General features: G+C 62.3%; 15 protein-coding genes. 2 read left to right on the top strand and 13 right to left on the bottom strand.

Annotated elements, in window-relative coordinates; genetic code table 11:
* Positions 1-563 precede the first annotated feature (563 nt).
* The 12 genes from IC232_RS30430 to IC232_RS30375 all read right to left on the bottom strand — a co-directional run bounded on the left by IC232_RS30430 (position 564) and on the right by IC232_RS30375 (position 14109).
* Positions 564-1976, bottom strand: a complete 1413-nt coding sequence (locus IC232_RS30430) for an FAD-dependent oxidoreductase (RefSeq protein ID WP_190848680.1) — start codon at positions 1974-1976, stop codon at positions 564-566.
* Positions 1977-1981: 5 nt separating this feature from the next.
* On the bottom strand, positions 1982-2587 hold the full coding sequence (locus IC232_RS30425; RefSeq protein ID WP_190848679.1) for a cysteine hydrolase family protein: 606 nt from the start codon (positions 2585-2587) through the stop codon (positions 1982-1984).
* Complete coding sequence (locus tag IC232_RS30420) at positions 2584-4647, bottom strand: hydantoinase/oxoprolinase family protein (protein ID WP_190848678.1); 2064 nt, start codon at positions 4645-4647, stop codon at positions 2584-2586. The genes IC232_RS30425 and IC232_RS30420 overlap by 4 nt, the downstream gene beginning before the upstream one ends.
* Positions 4644-6377, bottom strand: coding sequence for a hydantoinase B/oxoprolinase family protein (locus IC232_RS30415; RefSeq protein WP_190848677.1), 1734 nt, complete (start codon positions 6375-6377; stop codon positions 4644-4646). Before IC232_RS30415 ends, IC232_RS30420 begins: the two co-directional genes overlap by 4 nt.
* Entirely contained in the window at positions 6374-7252 is an 879-nt protein-coding gene (locus IC232_RS30410; RefSeq protein ID WP_190848676.1) for an oxaloacetate decarboxylase, read from the bottom strand. Before IC232_RS30410 ends, IC232_RS30415 begins: the two co-directional genes overlap by 4 nt.
* Positions 7249-8679 (bottom strand): MmgE/PrpD family protein, encoded by a 1431-nt coding sequence (locus tag IC232_RS30405; protein WP_190848675.1) that lies wholly within the window; start codon positions 8677-8679, stop codon positions 7249-7251. The genes IC232_RS30410 and IC232_RS30405 overlap by 4 nt, the downstream gene beginning before the upstream one ends.
* Before the next feature lie 13 nt (positions 8680-8692).
* Complete coding sequence (locus IC232_RS30400) at positions 8693-9394, bottom strand: ABC transporter ATP-binding protein (protein WP_190848674.1); 702 nt, start codon at positions 9392-9394, stop codon at positions 8693-8695.
* A complete protein-coding gene (locus tag IC232_RS30395; RefSeq protein ID WP_190848673.1) occupies positions 9387-10130 on the bottom strand; it encodes an ABC transporter ATP-binding protein in 744 nt (247 codons plus the stop codon). Before IC232_RS30395 ends, IC232_RS30400 begins: the two co-directional genes overlap by 8 nt.
* Positions 10123-11091, bottom strand: a complete 969-nt coding sequence (locus IC232_RS30390) for a branched-chain amino acid ABC transporter permease (RefSeq protein WP_190848672.1) — start codon at positions 11089-11091, stop codon at positions 10123-10125. The genes IC232_RS30395 and IC232_RS30390 overlap by 8 nt, the downstream gene beginning before the upstream one ends.
* Positions 11088-11960, bottom strand: a complete 873-nt coding sequence (locus IC232_RS30385) for a branched-chain amino acid ABC transporter permease (protein WP_190848671.1) — start codon at positions 11958-11960, stop codon at positions 11088-11090. The genes IC232_RS30390 and IC232_RS30385 overlap by 4 nt, the downstream gene beginning before the upstream one ends.
* Before the next feature lie 62 nt (positions 11961-12022).
* Positions 12023-13240 (bottom strand): ABC transporter substrate-binding protein, encoded by a 1218-nt coding sequence (locus IC232_RS30380; RefSeq protein ID WP_190848670.1) that lies wholly within the window; start codon positions 13238-13240, stop codon positions 12023-12025.
* The gene (locus IC232_RS30375) at positions 13237-14109 is read right to left on the bottom strand and encodes a GntR family transcriptional regulator (RefSeq protein ID WP_190848669.1); all 873 of its coding nucleotides are present in this window, start codon (positions 14107-14109) and stop codon (positions 13237-13239) included. The genes IC232_RS30380 and IC232_RS30375 overlap by 4 nt, the downstream gene beginning before the upstream one ends.
* A 152-nt stretch (positions 14110-14261) precedes the next feature.
* On the opposite strand from IC232_RS30375, the gene leuC reads away from it, so the two are divergent.
* Both leuC and leuD read left to right on the top strand, forming a co-directional pair.
* Positions 14262-15680: a 3-isopropylmalate dehydratase large subunit gene (gene leuC / locus IC232_RS30370; RefSeq protein WP_190848668.1), complete on the top strand. Its 1419-nt coding sequence runs from the start codon at positions 14262-14264 to the stop codon at positions 15678-15680.
* On the top strand, positions 15680-16294 hold the full coding sequence (gene leuD / locus IC232_RS30365; RefSeq protein ID WP_190848667.1) for a 3-isopropylmalate dehydratase small subunit: 615 nt from the start codon (positions 15680-15682) through the stop codon (positions 16292-16294). Before leuC ends, leuD begins: the two co-directional genes overlap by 1 nt.
* A 529-nt stretch (positions 16295-16823) precedes the next feature.
* On the opposite strand, the gene IC232_RS30360 is transcribed toward leuD, so the two are convergent.
* Positions 16824-17015, bottom strand: coding sequence for a NepR family anti-sigma factor (locus IC232_RS30360; RefSeq protein ID WP_190848666.1), 192 nt, complete (start codon positions 17013-17015; stop codon positions 16824-16826).
* Between the last annotated feature and the right edge of the window lie 930 nt (positions 17016-17945).

Raw genomic sequence — 17945 nt, 5'->3', positions numbered from 1 at the left:
TCCGGCGACACGGTCACCCCGACCCGCGGTTCGGCCGTTCCGACCACCCGCCCGGGCCGTCCGCGGGAAACCGACGGTGGATTTGTCCCGCAGCCCCAGAACTGAGGGATCACCTCACCAAGGCGCATGTGGCCCGGACACACGCGCCTTCACATCGTCTGACCCAGCATACCACCGCTTTTCGGCAACGTGCCAAACGTCCTTGGATTAAGACGTCTAAAGATTCCTGGCTTCAGGAAAGTCCCGTGCTACGACCATAAACCGACATTCGGTCTACATCCGGGGTGTGCCGATACTGTTGAGAAAGTCCTCAAGTGCCAGTTTTCGCGTTGCTGGCATACAGGATGCTGGTCCTGACCTGGTGCTCTGACGCTAGTAATAGAAGGACCCGGCAGCGCCCGGGAGTGTTTCAACGAAATCTGCCAAGAGGAGACATTGCATTCCATAATAGTATGGCATTCAATCCTTATGTTGATTGCTCCATAATCATCTCGGTTACACCGATCCAATACTAATACCTAAGCAAGGGCTACGCGGCTCTAACCTCATATGTGTGGGATCTTTTAATTGATTTCATTCAACATCATTCCTGCTCGGGCAGTAGCGAGGCCAGCCACGCGACCCAAGGCGACGGCTGAAAGAAGTCCGTTTCCGGATAGGTAGCCTTCCGCCTTGGAACCTGAGACGCCGCAGGCTGCTCCGCCGACAGCGAAGAGGTTGGGCAGCGCCGTTCCGTCCTCGCGCATGACACGAGCGTTGCCGTCGACCACAAGCCCGCCCTGGGTGTGGAACAGAGCTCCGGTGACTCTCACGGCTTGAAACGGGGGCTGCAGAGGTGGCGCGGCGGCGAAGTTGCGTCCGAAGTGGTCCAACCCGCCTGCCAGCTTCAGCCCATCAACCTCCTCGAAAGTTACCTTAAGGCTATCAACAGGGAGATTCGTCTGCCTCGCAAGATCGTCGACGGTTTCCGCTGTCAGAATGGCGCCAAGCGCTTCTGCGTGACGGAAATCCTCGAACTGGCGGGCAATGCCGGCGATGCGCGCATCGAAAATTGTCCAGGCAAGTCCTTCCGGCTGCCGCAGCACGACAGCCGCCTGCTCAGAATAACCGTGGCTTTCGTCGGAGAAGCGCTCGCCGCGCAGGTTCACCTGAAACCCGCCTTCCGTGATCGTCGCCCATGTGATGAGAATGCCATGGGGATGCGCGACTGACCCATGCCCCTGGTGACCCGACAGGTGCCGCGTGGCAGCCCCCAGCGCCTGTCCCCAGAGCAGGGCATCGCCCCGGTTGCCCTCGTGGCCGAAGTAGAGCGCGTTGCCGAGTTCCGGAATGTGGCGCTGCACGAGATCCTTGTTACCGCCATAACCATTGCAGGCGAGGATGAGCATCACGCACCCGATCCTCTCCTTTGTACCGTCAGGGCGGTCGACCTCCACTCCCACAACACGACCGTCCAGTTCTGCGAACAAGGACGTAACACGGGCATCGCAGAGAAGATCGACACCCGCCCGGTCTGCCGCCTCGCGCAGACGGTCGACCAATTCCGTCCCGGACCGGGTCGACAGGCCGTGCATCCGGCAGACAGAATGTCCCGGATAGCGAAAATTCTCGATTACGGAAAATGGCAGATCGTGATGATCCGCAAGCCATTCGAGTATCGGCCCGATCGCCTCAGTCACCGTCTCCAAGAGCAGGGGATCCGGCTCGCCGCTCGCCTTGGTGGCGATATCGCGACCAAACAGCTCCGGGCTGTCGATGATGCCGGCCGCTTTCTGCCACCGGGTGCCGGGAGCGGGGATCAATCCGGCCGAGAGAGCCGTCGAGCCGCGCGGCACGGCATCACATTCGAGAACCAGGACGTCCTGTCCGGCCTCACGGGCCGACAGAGCTGCGACGAGGCCCGCCGCGCCAGCACCGATGATGACGACCGGAACCTTCACGTCGAAGGCAATCCCCTCCGCCGAAAGAATGCTCATGTGCCTTAGATCTCTCTCATGACCTCGGAAATGGAAGTAACACGGCAGACCGGCTGCAAGGCGTCGATGGCTGTAGCATGCACGGCAGGCGAGAAAGCCGCGCACCCGTCTTCAAGCACAACGGTGTCGAAGTCGCGCACATGCGCATCACGCACGGTCGATGCGACGCCACCATTGGTGACAATGCCGCAGACGAGAAGCCGCTCGATGCCGCACTTGCGCAGCACCCATTCGAGGCGTGTCATGTAGAAGGCCGAATAGGCGATCTTCTCGATGCTCAGATCGGCCGGCTGCAGGACATCCACGAGTTGATGTCCCCAAGCGCCAGGTTGGAAGTCTCCCTTCGTGAGGAAGGGCCGAAGCTGCTTGAGATGGGGCGAGATCAGCGGTTCGCCGCCTTTTGCCGGCACAAGGGTGAACTGCGTCGAGACGACGTAGCCGCCCTTGGCGCGCAACAGGTCAGCCAGTGGCTTCACTCGTTCCGGAAGGGCTGCGATTTCCGGCGCCCCCTGCCCCGCCCGTCCATAGGCACCCTCCGGATGGAGGAAGTCATTCTGAAGATCGACGATGACGAGCGCCGTGCGCTCCACCGGGATGGCGGCTTCGCTCATAGGGCGCGCTCCACGATGATGTTGCCGAAATCGTCCAGCCGCGCGACGAGATCCGGATCGATGACGGTGGTCGCGTCAGGCTGCTCGAGAATGGCCGGCCCATGCACGACCGCACCGATTGGCAGGTCGAGGCGCCCATAGATCGCGGTGTCATGCCAGCCGCCGTCGAACCAGACCGGCCGGCTGCCGAGCCTTGCCTTCTCCAGGCTCGCGGAAGCCTCGGGCGCGAGCGCCGAGAGGTCGAAATGAGGCCTGCGTCCCACGGCGGCCGTGCGCAGGTTGACGATCTTGGTCGGCACCCCCGGCAGGAGACGGCTGAACGAGGCCTGGTAGGCGCGCTCGAAAGCCTCCCGGATGATGGACGCAGTAATTCCCGTCGTTCCGTTCTGGAGCAAGACGGGAAGCGGAACGCTGACCGTGTGGGTCTGGCCCAAATAATGCATGTCGAGCTCGAACAGGATGTCGATCCGCTCGACCGAAAGGCCGGCCTCCTCCACAACCGCGCGGGAGGCTTCCGCCTCCTCGACCATGCGCTGATCGAGAGCCGCGTCGTCGAGCTGGTCGAGAAGCAGGTTCACGGTCTGCACCTGATCGTGCCGGATATCCGCGATGACACAGCCGAGCGCCGAGGTCACGCCCGGATAGCGCGGCACGAGCGCAGCCTTCAGGCCCACATCCTTGATCAGCGCTCCCACATGCAGGGCGCCTCCGCCACCGAACGGCACGGCGGCAAAGCGACCGGGGTCATGTCCGCGCTCGATGGACACGAGGCGGATGGCACCGGCCATCTTACCGTTTGCAACTCGCACGATGGCCTCTGCCGCCTGCATGGGATCAAGCCCGAGCGGCTCCGCCACGTGCTTGGCGATGGCAGCCTTCGCGGCCTCGACATCCAGACGTGCAAGCTTTCCGCCGATGGGGCGCTCAGCATTGATGCGCCCCAGTACTACATTGGCGTCGGTGAGCGTCGGGCGCGTGTTGCCCTGCCCATAGGCCACCGGCCCAGGGCGCGATCCCGCGCTCTCAGGCCCGACCTGGAGCAGCCCGCCCGCATCCACATGGGCGATCGAGCCTCCGCCCGCTCCGATCGTGGTAATCTCGATCATAGGCGTCCGGATGACGAGGCCGAAATCGATGGTGGTCTGCGCCGCGAGCGCCGTCTCGCCGTCGACCACGATCGATACGTCGAACGAGGTTCCGCCGAGATCCCCCGTGATCACGTCCGGAAAGCCCGCGGCTTTCGCGATAGCGGCTGCAGCAATCACGCCTGCCGCGGGGCCGGACAGGGCCGTGCGCACAGGCACGCGCCGGGCCGTCGCGGTGGACATGACACCGCCGTTCGACTGAACGATGTGGAACTTGCCCGAGAACTTCTCCTGTGCCAAAGCCTGATTCAGCTTGCCAAGATAGCTGCCGACCACCGGCTGAAGATAGGCATTGAGCGCCGTCGTCGATGTGCGCTCGAACTCCCGGATTTCAGGCAGGATCTGAGCCGAGCACTCGATGTTCTCGTTCGGCCAGACCTCTCGAGCCGCGGCGAGGGCCTTCAGCTCGTTCGCGGGATTGGCATAAGCGTTGATGAAGACGATGGCGAGGGCCTCAGCGCCGCGCGCCAGCAATGTTCGGGCGATCTCCTTGACCTCGTCCGAATTGATTTCCTCCCGGATGGTTCCGTCCGCCACGGTGCGCTCGCCCACTTCGAGGCGCAGGTCACGGTCAACAACCGGAAAGAAATCCCCCCAGAGCCCCCAAGTGTTCCGGCGGTCGCGACGGCGCATCTCAAGCACATCGCGGAACCCGCGTGTGGTAATGAGGCCGATCCGAGCACCCTTGCGCTCCAGTAGGGCATTGGTGCCCACCGTCGTGCCGTGCACGATGGAGCCGAGCTGTGCGAGAGGTCCGAAGGTCTTCAGGCCTTCGAGGAACCCGATGGCTTCGTCGCCGCGGTTCGACGGAACCTTTGCCGTTCGGAACTGAGCTGCATCCTCGTCGTAATAGAACAGGTCCGTGAATGTCCCGCCCACGTCCACGCCGACGATCTTCCCCACGACGGCGTTCATGCGGCCGCTCCTTTTCTCAGAGCGACGGTCGCGCTCTCGTCCACTTCGCCATTCTCCGTCACCACGACGCCGTATTCCCGCGCCGCCGTCTCGGCACTGACATAGCCCAGCCGCACGTCACGGGCGACGCGCTGTGGATCACGCTCCAGAGGGTTGCCCCACCCGCCCCCACCAGGTGATTCCAGGCGCACGCGCTGTCCTGCACGGATCTTCACGTTCGCCACCTTAGAGGCCATCGGCGGCGACTGCTCGCCCTCGTCCGTCTGCCAGAAGAACTGGTTCAAAGACGCGGGCAGGCCACCAGCTACGCCGAATGGCGCAAACCTTCCGCGCTCGCCAAGGAGGAACACATCTGCATCCGTCAAGGACTCGATCTCGTAGATTGCGCCAACACCGCCGCGATGGACGCCCGCTCCCGCGGAATCCGGCCGCAGCGCCCATTGGGTGAACATCACCGGATAGGCGGCCTCTAAAATTTCCGCCGGCGGGATCGTTGCCGTCGAAATCGGATTGTTGGCATGGTTCAGGCCATCGCTCTCCGGGTTGCCGCCGAGGCCTCCGCCGAAGAACGAGAACATCACCCAGCGTGACTCGTCGGCGCGGTGCCCCGCCAGCGACAGAGCATTGATCGTGCCGAACGGCCCGGCCGTCGCACGGCTCGGATCGGCCCTCGCCAGAGCGCCGAAGACAACGCCGATGACGCGGAGGATCGTCTCCGTATATCCCCCGACGGGCTTCGGCGCTTTGACGCCGAGGAGCGTCGTGCTTGGAATGACGAAGGTGATCGGCCGCAGGCAGCCGGCATTGGCTGGAACGTCAGTGAAGATGTGCTTGAGGGCCACATAGCAACAGGCGACCGCCGTGGAATAGGCAATGTTGAGCGGCCCGGCGCAAGGCGCAGACGAGCGCGAGAAGTCCAGCGTCATGGAATCACCGGAGACCGTCAGGTCCAGAGCAATCGTGAGCCGCTGATCGGTGATGCCATCATTGTCGAGGTAATCCTCAAACGAATAGGTGCCATCGGGCAGCACACTGACGGCTGCGCGCATCATCGCCTCCGCGCGATCCGAGAAAGCGTCAAAAGCCGTAGCGACGGTCGTGTCGCCATACTCCTCCAGAAGTTCCGTCAGGCGCCGCTCGCCGAGATCCAGAGCATTGAGTTGGCCGTTGAGATCGCCGAAGTTCGACACCGGCACGCGGGCGTTGGCCGAAAGGATCGCCAGGATATCTTCGTTCATCACCCCTGCTCGGATGAACTTGACCGGCGGAAAGCGCACGCCCTCCTGGAAGCTTTCGGTCGCCTGCGCATTGAAGCCACCCGGCACGTTGCCGCCGATGTCGAGCCAGTGGCCAACGGACGCGAGCCAGCAGTAGAGCCTGCCACTGCGGAAGATCGGTCGCACGAGGCGAAAATCGTTCAGGTGCGTGCCGCCGTCATAAGGATCGTTGAACAGGAAGGTGTCGCCCGGCTCCAGTCCCCCATCCCGCTCGACCTTGTCGATCACGGCCTTCACTGCAAAAGCCATCGCGCCGACGAAAATGGGCAGCCCGTTCGTGCCCTGCACGAGGGTTGCACCGGTGACGGGGTGATAAAGCCCATGGCAGGCATCGCGGGCTTCAGCAATGATCGGGTTGAATGCGGAGCGGTAGAGGGTCGCGTCCATCTCATCCGCGATCTGCTCAAGGCGGCCTTTCAAAACGGCCAAGGTGACGGGATCGATAACACTCATTGACCACTCTCCCGATCGAAAGATTCATAGCGCTCGCCGAGGGCGAGCATTTCAGGAGTACCGATGAGGCGATTCAGCGCAGTAAAATCGAACATGTGATCGCGGAAGGGTTCGTTGGTGCCGTGGATCTGGAGCGAACGGTAGTAATCCTGCGCGGTACGGGCCAGAGCACGCACGATGCCGCCCGGGAAGATCACGAGACGGAAACCGATTGTACCAAGGTCATGCGCTGAGGACAGAGGGGTCTCACCGCCCTCGACCATGTTGGCGAGGAGCGGACGCAACGGCCCGAGAGCGGAGGTAACCGCGGCGAGCTGCTCACGGGACTTAGGAGCCTCCACGAAAAGCACGTCAGCTCCCGCCTCAGCATACAGCCGCGCCCGCTCGATCGCCGGCTCGAAACCTTCGACGGCGACCGCATCGGTGCGGGCGACGATGATGGTCTCGTCAGATGCGCGAGCATCCACTGCAGCCTTGATCTTACCGGCCATTTCATCGGCTGGGATGACCGACTTGTCCTGCAGGTGGCCGCAACGCTTGGGGAAGCTTTGGTCCTCGAGCTGAATCGCAGTTGCGCCGGCACGTTCGAAGATCCGCACCGTTCGCTGGACGTTGAGGGCGTTACCGTAGCCGTTATCGGCGTCCACCACGAGCGGCGTCGACACTCGGTCGCGAACCAGCGCGATGGTATCGGCGACCTCGCTCATGGAAACCAAGCCGATATCGGGGCGCCCGAGGCGCGTGTAGGCGATCGCCGCGCCGGACAGGTAGAGAGCCTCAAAACCGGCCTCCGTAGCAATCGATGCGGTCAGCGGATCGTAGACACCAGGTGCAACGATGACCTTGTTGTGAAGAAGCCGTTCTCTAAAATTCATTGTGACCAACCGTGTTGGGGAGAGCGTGCAAGAAGGTCCAGTAGCCCGCAGATGTCGGACGCGCCATCGATGGCGTCGACCTCGGCCATGATGTGCTCCGCATGCAGGCTGCCCCAGACGGGCTCTGCCAGCTCCCGGAACTTGGCGCGCACATCGTCGGGCGAGTACGGATCTTCGGTGTCACCCTTGTTGGTGAACACCTCGGCCGCCAATTGCCGGCCATCACTTAAGCGAACCCGCACCCGGGCCGGGCGCAGGCCTGGAAGCAGCGCTGTTAGCGTCGCATCCTCACGCACCGAGACACGGCGCGCGAGATCGCGGGCAATGGGGTTCGCCTGGGCCTCGTCGCGGAATGCCGACACACGAGCGGCACCATTGACGATATAGGTGGCCAGAGCAAACGGCAGGGAGAATTTTGCAGCGAGCATGTTTTTGGGTTCGGCGGAGTCGAGCTGCGCGGCCCAGACATAGGTATCGACCTCGATCGCCTCGATGGATGCAGGATTGATCGAGCCACCCAGCTGACGCACGATTTCGCCAAGGGCGTCGAGGGCACCGTGAGTATAGCGGCAAGCTGCATGTCGCTTGAAATAGTTGCGAGCGATTTCCCAGCGATCGCCGAGTTCCAGCACCATCTCGTCCGGCTGAAAGTTCTCGGCAATCACGGTCCCATACACAGTCCCGACGCCATCGGTCTCCCCGACGAAGCCCGATGCCTGCAGCTCCCAGGCCATAAGGCCTAGCTGATTCGAGAAACCCGCATAGGTGTTACGCACGGTCCCGCCTTCCAGCATTGTGCGCCGGCTTGTAGAGAGGCCGAAGCTCGAGGCCAGGTTGATAGTCTCGATTATCTGCTCGGGCGTGGCCCCCTCAAGCCTTGCAGCCGCCAGCGCAGCGCCGATCGTGCCCCAAGTTCCGTGGGGATGCATACTCACCCGCAGCTTCGACGCGATGCCAATGCGAGACCCGATTTCGTAGCCAAGTGTGATCGCCAAGATCAGGTCCGCCCCCGGAGCTGCACGACGCTCGCCCGCCGCCAAGGCTGCCGGGACCACGTGGATTCCGGGATGTCCGCGCGCGTACTGATTGCCTTCATCAAGTTCCAGCATCGTGCCTGCTGTGCCGTTGAGAAGGCTTGCGAGCAGTGCACTCATGCGGCGGCCGGCCCCTATCACCGGAACGCGTCCCTGCATCCTCTCGCGTTGTCCAAGTTGCGAGACGAGGCTGCGCATCTCGGGCTCCTGCATTCCGGCAGCAATGGCGCCGATGCAATCGAGAAGCACGAGCTTCGTGCGCGCGACCACGGGCGCTGGCAGATCCGAGAACCGGATCCGGGCCGCGAAGCTGCCCCATTGCCGTAGCCATGGGGGCTGCCCGTCCTGCAAAAGTACGGATGCTGGAATGACATTCTGTGTGACGATCGTCATGAAGTGTTCTCCGTCACATGCCGAGATAGGCGCGCTTGAGCTCGGGGTCGTTGCGGACCTGTTCGGCCAATCCCGACAGGGCAATGGTTCCATTCTCCAGGATGTAGGCGCGCGATGCGCATTCGAGCGATTGAACCACGTTCTGCTCGACGAGCAGGATCGGAAGGCCATCGTCATTGAGGCGGCGGATCAGGGCGAACATTTCCTCCACGAGTAGCGGCGACAGGCCGAGCGACGGTTCATCGAGGATAAGCAGGCGCGGTTCGGCCATCATCCCGCGCCCGATGGCCAGCATCTGCTGCTCGCCGCCCGACAGGGTGCCGGCCGCTTGACCGCTGCGCTCCCGCAGGCGCGGGAAGGTGTCAAAGACGCGTTCCAGATTGTTGGACCGCCGGTCGCGCCCGCGCCGGTAGCTGCCGAGTTCGAGGTTCTCGCGCACCGACATGTTCGGGAAGATTTTGCGTCCTTCAGGCACTTGAATAAGGCCTGCCTCCACGATGTGCGCTGAGGATGCACCGGTGAGGACCTTTCCATCGAATCGGATCTCGCCGTCATTTGCGCGCAGGACGCCGGACAAAACCTTGTTCAGCGTCGTCTTGCCCACGCCGTTGGAGCCAAGCACGGCGACGATCTCGCCTGCACCGACGAAAAGATCGAGGCCTCGCAGCACTTCCGTGCCGCCATAACCTGCTCTCAAGGCTCTGACCTCAAGCATGGATCTTCTCCCGCTTCAAGCGTTCGGCCGCGCCGGCGCCGAGATAGGCTTCTATGACCTTTGGATCGTCGCAGACATCGGCGGGAGGCCCTTCGGCGATGATACGGCCTTGTGCCAGCACGTATACCTGCTCGCAGAGGTTCATCACGGCCTGCATAACGTGCTCGATCATGAGGATCGTAACGCCTTCGTCGCGGATCGCCCGGATGACAGGAATAATATCGCGGATCTCGGAGGGATTCAGGCCGGCCAGAACTTCGTCGAGCAGCAGCAGTTTCGGCTCTGTTGCAAGAGCGCGTGCGAGTTCAAGCCGCTTGCGGCCGGCCACCGTCAGGCTGGAGGCTGATTTTTCGAGTTCGGGACCGAGACCAACGCGCTGGCCTACCCTCTCAGCGCGAGCCATGGCGTCGCTGCGCTTCGCGTGGCGCAGGTGCGCGCCTACGGCGATATTCTCGAGGACGGAAAGGCCTGCGAACGGCTGCACGATCTGGAATGTACGGGCAATGCCGCGGCGCGCCCGGACATGCGGTTCGTCGCGGCTGATATCCTGCCCCTCAAACAACACGCGCCCCTCGCTCGGCTTCTCAAAGCCGGAGATCAGCGTGAAAAGTGTCGTCTTTCCTGCACCGTTGGGGCCGATCAGACCGGTAATGGCGCCTGCAGCCGCCTTGAGAGACGCTTGGTTCACAGCGACGAGGCCGCCGAACCGCTTGGTCGCATTCTGCACCTCAAGCATGGCGAGCTGCTCCTTTCGCCTGAGCTGACCGGCGTAGCAGGCCGAGTATGCCCTCAGGAGCAAAAGCAACGGCAGCAACCAGAAGGCCGCCGAAAACCATGAGATCGATGCCTGGGACGCTGCCGGCCGCAAGCTTGGTGATCTCACTGAGCCCATGCAAGGCCACCGCACCGACCAAGGGGCCAAATACGGTTCCAAGTCCACCGACGATCGGGGCAAGAATCGCCTCGACCGAGATCCAGGTGCCGTATGCGATGCTGGCATCCACATAGAGAAAGTACTGAGCATAGAGGCAGCCGGCGGCAGCCGTCACAGCCCCGGAGAGGGTGATCGCCCCAAGCTTCACCCGCAGCGTATCGACACCGAGCGCCTTGGCAGCCGCTTCGTTCTCCCGGACGGCGACGAGCTGAGCGCCGAAGCGTGAACGTTCTATCCAGCGGGTCAGGACGAGCACGGCGCCCACAAGGGCCAGCGCGATCCAGAAGAAGGCGCCCCTGCTCTCGAACTGGAAGTTCTCGGGCCGCACGTCCAACTTGATCAAGACACCTGCAGCTCCGCCCGTGAAAGCCGCCGCGTTAGCAAGAATGCGCAGCACCTCAGCGAAAGCGAGCGTCACCAGAGCGAAGTAGGAGCCGCGGAGACCGGATCGGAAGCTCAGATACCCGATCGCCCAGCCGACTGCCGCGCCGGCAACGGCGCCGATCGCGAAGGCAATCCAGGGATTGATCCCAAGACGAACCTGAAGCAGCGCCGCCGCGTAGGCGCCTGTTCCGAAGAAGGCGGCGTGGCCGAATGAGAACTGTCCGCCGAAGCCGCCGAGGATGTTCCACCCTTGAGCGGCAAGCGCGATGATGAGGGTGAAAACGAGAAAATTAAGAACCGTATTCGCCGTGATGAAGACTGGCACAAAGGCTAGGAGCGTGATCAGGACGATAATCGGAACGATGTCACGGAATGTCATGCCTTCGCTCCGAACATTCCCGTCGGCCGCACAAGCAGCACCAGGATGAAGATGAGGAAAATGCCGATCTGTCCGAGCGAGTCTCCGAGGAAAAGCCCGCAGAGGCTCTCGACGACTCCGATGAACAATCCGCCGAGGAGTGCGCCGGGAATCGATCCCATGCCGCCCAGGACGACAATCGTGAAAGCGACCAGCACGAAGGCCTGCCCGATGCGCGGGTTGACGTAGAAAGTGGGCATGAGCAGGCAGGCTGCCACAGCGAGGCAGGCGCAGCCGAGCCCGAACGTCACGGCATAGACATGAGCGACATCGATGCCGACGAGGCTTGCGCCGAACTTTTCCTTGGCAACAGCCCGGATGGCCTTGCCGGTGTCGGTGCGAGAGAGCAGAAGCCACAGGAGTACGGTGACCGATATTGCAGCTCCAAACCCGATCAGACGAGGCTTGGAAAGAAGGAGTGGCCCGAATTCCACGATCTGAAAACCGTAGTCGGTATTGAGCGTGCGCGTATCCGAGCGAAACCCTGCCAGCAATGCGTTTTCAATCGCGATCGAAAGCCCCAGAGTTACCAGCAGGATGTTGCTGTCGTTGCCATGACTTGCCGGCCCGATCACGAAGCGCTGAACGGCATAGCCCATTCCGAAGAAAAGAGGGGTCAGTGGCAGGATCGCGAGATAAGGATCAAGGCCGAGGGCCTCATATACAACCCATACGGCAAACATGGCAGCGGTGAGCAGCGCGCCATGGGCGAAATTGATGATGTGAAGGACACCGTATACCAGGGTAAGGCCGAGCGCGATCAGCGCATAGACAGCACCCGTCATAAGTCCGTTTACGACGGCTTCCGCTATGATGGCTGGTGAATACATCGTCGAAGTCACTCCTCAAAGGTCCCGGGGGCGAACATGCACCCCAGGACCAGTGTTCAGGATCAGCCGGCCACTGGGAACTGCGGCTTCGCGTCCGCGAAGGTATCGGGGAAGATCACCTTGATTTCGTTGCCCTGTACCTGTGTGTTGACTGGCGCGGCGCCCCTATTCTGCCCGTCGACGAACTTCGTCTCGCCATAGGGCATGATGTGGTCCTTGAAGGTCGAGGTGTTCAGCGCCTCGATGATCTTCGCTCGGTCGGCCGAGCCGGCACGGTTGATCGCGTCGGCCAAGAGCTTCACGCAGGAGTAGTTCAGCGGCACGTTGTAGGCGAAAACCTTGCCCTGCGCCTCGACCTGCTTCTTGAGATCCAGAGCCTTGGGATTGCGTGGATCGTACCAGTGGTTGCAGTCCATGATGCCGTTGGCAGCTTCCGGGAACTCCTTCACGAAGCGGTAGTTGGAGGCCGCGCCGTTGAGGACGGCATAAACGCCCTTGGGCCTGATGCGTTGCTGCTGCATTGTGCGTGCCAGCAGCACGAACTCACCGTAATAGCTCGACGGGATAACAAGATCCGGGTTGAGCGAGCGGATGCGCAGAGCGACGTTCGACATGTCGCGCGCAGGCGTCGGGTGCGCGATGGTCTCGAGGATTTCAAAGCCACGCTTCGGCAGTTCCGTCTGCATGAGCTTGGCGAGGCCAGAGCCGAATAGGCCATCCTCATGCACGAGCACCACCGTCTTGGCGGGCTTACCGGCGCCATCGTTCAGCTTGACCAAGTTATCGAGCGCGAATCCGCTGACGATGCCGAACCCTGGGGCGAAGCGGAACGTGTTCTTGAGGCCGCGCTGCACGATCGGGTCACTGACGCCGACATCAACGATGTAAGGCAGGTCATAGCGAGCCGCGGCCTGGGTGGCAGCAAGGCAGATTGGGCTTGCGAATCCGCCGACGATGGCCGCAACGCCATCGGCCTGCATCTTCTCGACCTCCTGGGTGCCTGCTTCCGGGTTCGAGCGGGCATCGCCGAACACCATCTCAAGCTTGGCGCCGCCAAGACCCTTGAGGCCGCCGGAATCGTTGATCTCCTTGATGGCCATTTCGGCGCCCATGCGGCCGAACTCACCGTCCTGGGCGAGCGCGCCGGTGACGGGCTGCAGGATGCCGATCTTCACGGATTGCGATTGCGCGCGCAGGTAAGCCGGCATGGCAAGCACAGCCGCCGATGCGGCACCTGCCCGCAATATCGAACGGCGCGTCGGTCGCATGATGTTCTTCATGTCGATGTTCTCCTCTGGTTGGACACCCGCACCGGGCGGGGCTTCGGCTTGAGGCTCTTCGGCCCCTCGGTTTTACGCTTTTGCGGCTCAGGTCTTGCGGTGGCTGGCTTTGCCACCGGATTCCATCGGCGGGCACCGACGGCTCCGGTCCGCACAAGGTCCATATGGAACGAATAGCGGTCCGGCCTGTAGAGGGCATGGAGATGCTCCACTCCCTGGCCCGACGGATCCCACACGACACGCGTGAGCGACAGAAGAGGCGAGCCGATCTCCAGCCCCAGAGCCTCCGCTACGTCCGGCCCGGCTAAGGTTGCGCCGATGCTTTGACTCGCCTCCTCGACCACGACGCCTGATCGCTCCAGAAGTCCGAGGAGCGGCATCGATGCGAGATCGGCCTCGGAATAGGTGACGCCGATGCGCTCCGGCACATGGGTCACGAGATAGGAGAAGGGCGCACCATCGATGAGACGGACGCGGATTGAGCGCTGCGCCCGCTCCCCTGGCTCAAGCCCGAGCGCCCCGGCAACGCTCTCGGAAGGGTTCACATAGGCGAAAGACAGCAGCCTCACGCTGGTCCTACGGCCCATCTCGACGAGATGGGACAGCACATTCGAGAGATCCGCCACGATTGGCTGCACCGAGTTACCCTCACGGACGAAGGTTCCGGAACCGGGGCGACGATCGATGAGACCGTCAATCGCCAGGTTGTCCAGCGCACGCCGCACCGTCACGCGCGATACACCGTATTCGGCGGCAATCGACAATTCCCCTGGCAGGCGGGAGCCGGGCTCCAATCCACCATTCAGAATGCGTTCGCGCAAAAGAAGATATATGCGCCGCGCTTTGAGAGGTTCGACTGCGTCCACCAAGGTCGTCCGCTCCAAACTGCAGCAGCATTGACTGCTACAAAGTACAGCTACCTGTCTAACTTATAATACATTTCTCTTGCGTCAAGTCGCCTCTTTGGAAATACTGGCAGCGGCTCCGACATGAGCCATGAGAGCGCATTCGGGAGAGCGATATGGCGCACAGCCCCTCCGCACCGCGGACCCTGTTCGATAAGCTTTGGGATAGCCACGCGATCGTTACACGGGAGGACGGTCAGACCTTGCTCTGGGTTGATCGACATTTCGTGCACGAGGGCTCGTTTCATGCCTTCAACAAGCTGAAGGAACGCGGTGCCAAGGTTGCACACCCGGAGCTCACGTTTGGAATCGCTGATCACTATGTACCGACACGCCGCTTTGGACGCAGTATCGATCCGGCCATTCAGAACATGATCGACCAGCTGGAGGACAACATGTCGGAGAACGACGTGATGTTGTTCGGACTCAATGATCCACGCCAAGGTATTGTCCACGTGGTTGGTCCCGAACAGGGATTAACGCTTCCAGGACTACTGATTGTTTGCGGCGACAGCCACACCTCCACGCACGGCGCATTAGGTGCATGGGGTTTCGGCATCGGGGCATCCGAGGTTGCGCACGTGCTGATGACGCAGACGCTTTGGCAGAGAAAGCCCAAGCGCATGCGCATCACAGTCGATGGAACACTGGCGCCGGGCATCGGCGCCAAGGACATTGCCCTCTCGATCATAGCGCGCATGGGTGCCGACGGCGCACAGGGGCACGCGGTCGAATATGCGGGCTCCGCCATCCGCACTCTTTCGATGGAGGGGCGGCTCACTCTGTGCAACCTCTCGATTGAAGCCGGTGCGCGTTGCGGTATGGTCGCACCCGATGAGACGACGATTGCATATCTGCGCAACCGTCCCTTCGCGCCCGCGCGCGACGGCTTCGAGCGTGCGGCGGAGGACTGGCTGCGGCTGCAGAGCGACAAGGACGCGGAGTTCGACCGCGAGATCGTGCTCAATGGATCCGAGATCGCCCCTGTTGTGACTTGGGGTGTCAGCCCCGAGGATGCGCTGCCGATCACGATGGCGGTGCCGGATCCCGCGTCGATCTCGGATTTGGGCAAGGCGGCACAAATCCGTGATGCGCTGACCTATATGGATCTCAAGCCGGGACAGAAGCTGACTGAAGTCCCAATTGACCGCGTCTTCATCGGCTCGTGCACCAACAGCCGTATCGAGGATCTGCGAGCGGCCGCCCAGGTGCTCTCCGATCGCAAGTCCAAGGTGCCCGGCCTCGTCTCGCCCGGCTCATCCCTGGTGAAGCAGCAGGCGGAAGCGGAGGGGCTTGATCGGATCTTCAAGGAAGCCGGGCTCGAATGGGTTGATTCGGGTTGCTCCATGTGCGTAGGCATGAACGGCGACATCGTGCAGCCCGGCGAGCGTTGCGCTTCGACCACCAACCGCAACTTCAAGGGCCGTCAAGGACCTGGCGCGCGGACCCATCTCATGTCGCCTGCCATGGTTGCGGCCGCCGCCGTGACCGGATACCTCACCGATGTTCGTCCCCTGATCCAGGAGCGATCCTGATGCAGCCATTTCAGCGTCTGACCGCCGCCGCATGTCCCCTGCCCTACGCCAATATCGACACGGACCAATTGATCCCGGCCCGGTTCATGAAGCGCTCACGAGCCGAAGGCTATGGCGGCTACCTGCTTCACGACATGCGCTTCACGGGCGACGGCACGGAGATCGCCGATTTCCGCCTGAACCAGTCAACCTATCGCAATTCGCAGATCATCATGGCAAGGCGCAATTTCGGGGCAGGTTCCTCGCGTGAGGCCGCCGTATACGCACTCGTGGATTATGGGATCCGGTGCGTAATCGCTCCGAGCTTCGGCGACATCTTTGCTTCCAACTCCGTCAATAACGGGCTTCTCCCCGCCAAAGTGGATGAGAGGGATGGCGAGGCACTGCTCAGATTTCTTGAGGAGACCCATGCGGAACTGACTGTGGATCTCGAGGCACAGACGATCTCGGCAAAGGGAATGTCGTTCCCATTCGCCATTGATCCCGTTTGGCGTACGAAGCTTCTGAACGGCTGGGACGATATCGACATCACCCTCAGTCAGGCCGATGCGATCGCGCGGTTCAGAGCGGAGGACTCGGTGCGGCGCCCATGGACGACGCCAAGGGTTCCGTGACAAGACTGGCCAAACTACGATGTGAGTCTCGTTTTGATCCGCATTGGGATACGAACTGACCTCGGCCTCTGCCGGAATTCGTTCGTTGTGGCAAAGTGTTATTGAGGCGCAGATTCGCTCTACCATCTGACGCTTTGCCCAACAGAACTCGGTGCATGGAGCCTGCACTCCACCTCCGAAGTTCTGTATGCTTATGTTTACCGACTTGGTTTTCCACCTTCGCACGCCTGCTGCCATTGTCATAATTTCCGCTTGACGCCCACAAGCTGGCTTCAGCCCGATGTCTCGGAAATGCTATTGGCGGCCCTTCCTTTTGATAGTTCTAGCTTCGCGGAAGCCCATTTACGGAACTGGGTAAAGTTGCGTTCAAGCGTATTCGGAAGACTCCGTCGGCGCATCCTGACGTGAGACAGCAACGAACCCGTCTGAGCCGCCGTTTTGCCTCGCCTGATACTTCGCGAGGCATGGGGCTGCCGCTCCTGACTAGCTGCCGAGCCTCGGCAACGGCGAACCTGCGGCCCCGTTCCGGTTAGGCCTCCCTGCGGGCGAGCTCGCGCTCGGCCCGCCGTAGCGCGAGCAGCAGGTCGATCTGTTCATCGGGGATCGGTTGCCCCTCGATCTCCGCGAACACCGCTTGGAGGCGGACCCCAATCTGCTCCCGCGCGTCCGGCTCAAGCCGCAGATGCGGCCCCGGTTGGTCCAGCTTTCCTTCGGTACTCATTGGGCTCCCTATTGGTACTCCGCCCCCAAGCGGCCCTGCCGCGAACCCGTTTCCGGTTCGCCCGGATCATCCTTGAACATGGTTAATGGGAGGTTATCGCCCTGCTCGTGCCTTGGAGCGCGGACAGGGCGTCACCGCGATCTCTGGCAGAGACTGGGGCGAGGTCAACCGTCAGGTGGAAGCCATGCAGCAGGACGGGCGCTGGTCCCAAGCCATTGCGGAAGGGCCAAGCCAGCAAGCAGGCCTTCGAGGAGCTGCGGCAGGCCAACCAGCCGGCGACGACGGGTTCGATTTACACCCGCGGCTACTGACCCAGTGTCTCCAACGCCGCAGCGCGGGATAGAGCCCGCCCGCGGCGCCGAGGCGGAGCAGGTGCGGGCCGACATTGGCCCGCACCTGCCTGCCTGTGCGCCTATCGCTGGCACGGTGACGAGCCTCCTACATGGGCTTGTGCGGAAGCACACCGCGCCTCCTCCCTGATAGCAACTATGAAGGCCTGGCATGCGATGGTTTCAGGACGTGCGAGGAACTGACCCAAGATGATTGCGCGCATTGCGTCCTTCGTCTTCGGCATCGTCGCGCCCCTCGCCCTGGTGGGCTGGGCGCAGTTCCTGCACTGAGTTGGGCATGCCGTGAGTGCCGTCGAAGAGGAAAGGACATGGAGCGCAACCGAGACAAAGGCTCACTCGGGGCCGCGATCGCTGCCGTGCTGGTGCTGACGGGTACCATCGGCCTGCTGTATGCTCCGCTATTTCTCTGAGGGCAGCGGCATGCGTCCCTCGGAGGAGCCAGGACATCAACGCGGGCTCCTCGGGCACACGCATATGACGGCGGGCCGGGATCCCGCCCTGGGGCCGAGCCTGCATGCCGATGGACAGCCCCTCAACACTTTCTTCGCCGCCGAATGCCGCCGCATCGGGCATCACGCTC

Origin of the sequence: Microvirga sp. (genome assembly GCF_014699075.1) — a bacterium.
Classification (GTDB): Bacteria; Pseudomonadota; Alphaproteobacteria; order Rhizobiales; family Beijerinckiaceae; genus Microvirga.
The sequence above is the reverse complement of the archived record's forward strand: the minus strand, read 5'-3'. Positions and strand labels throughout refer to the sequence as shown.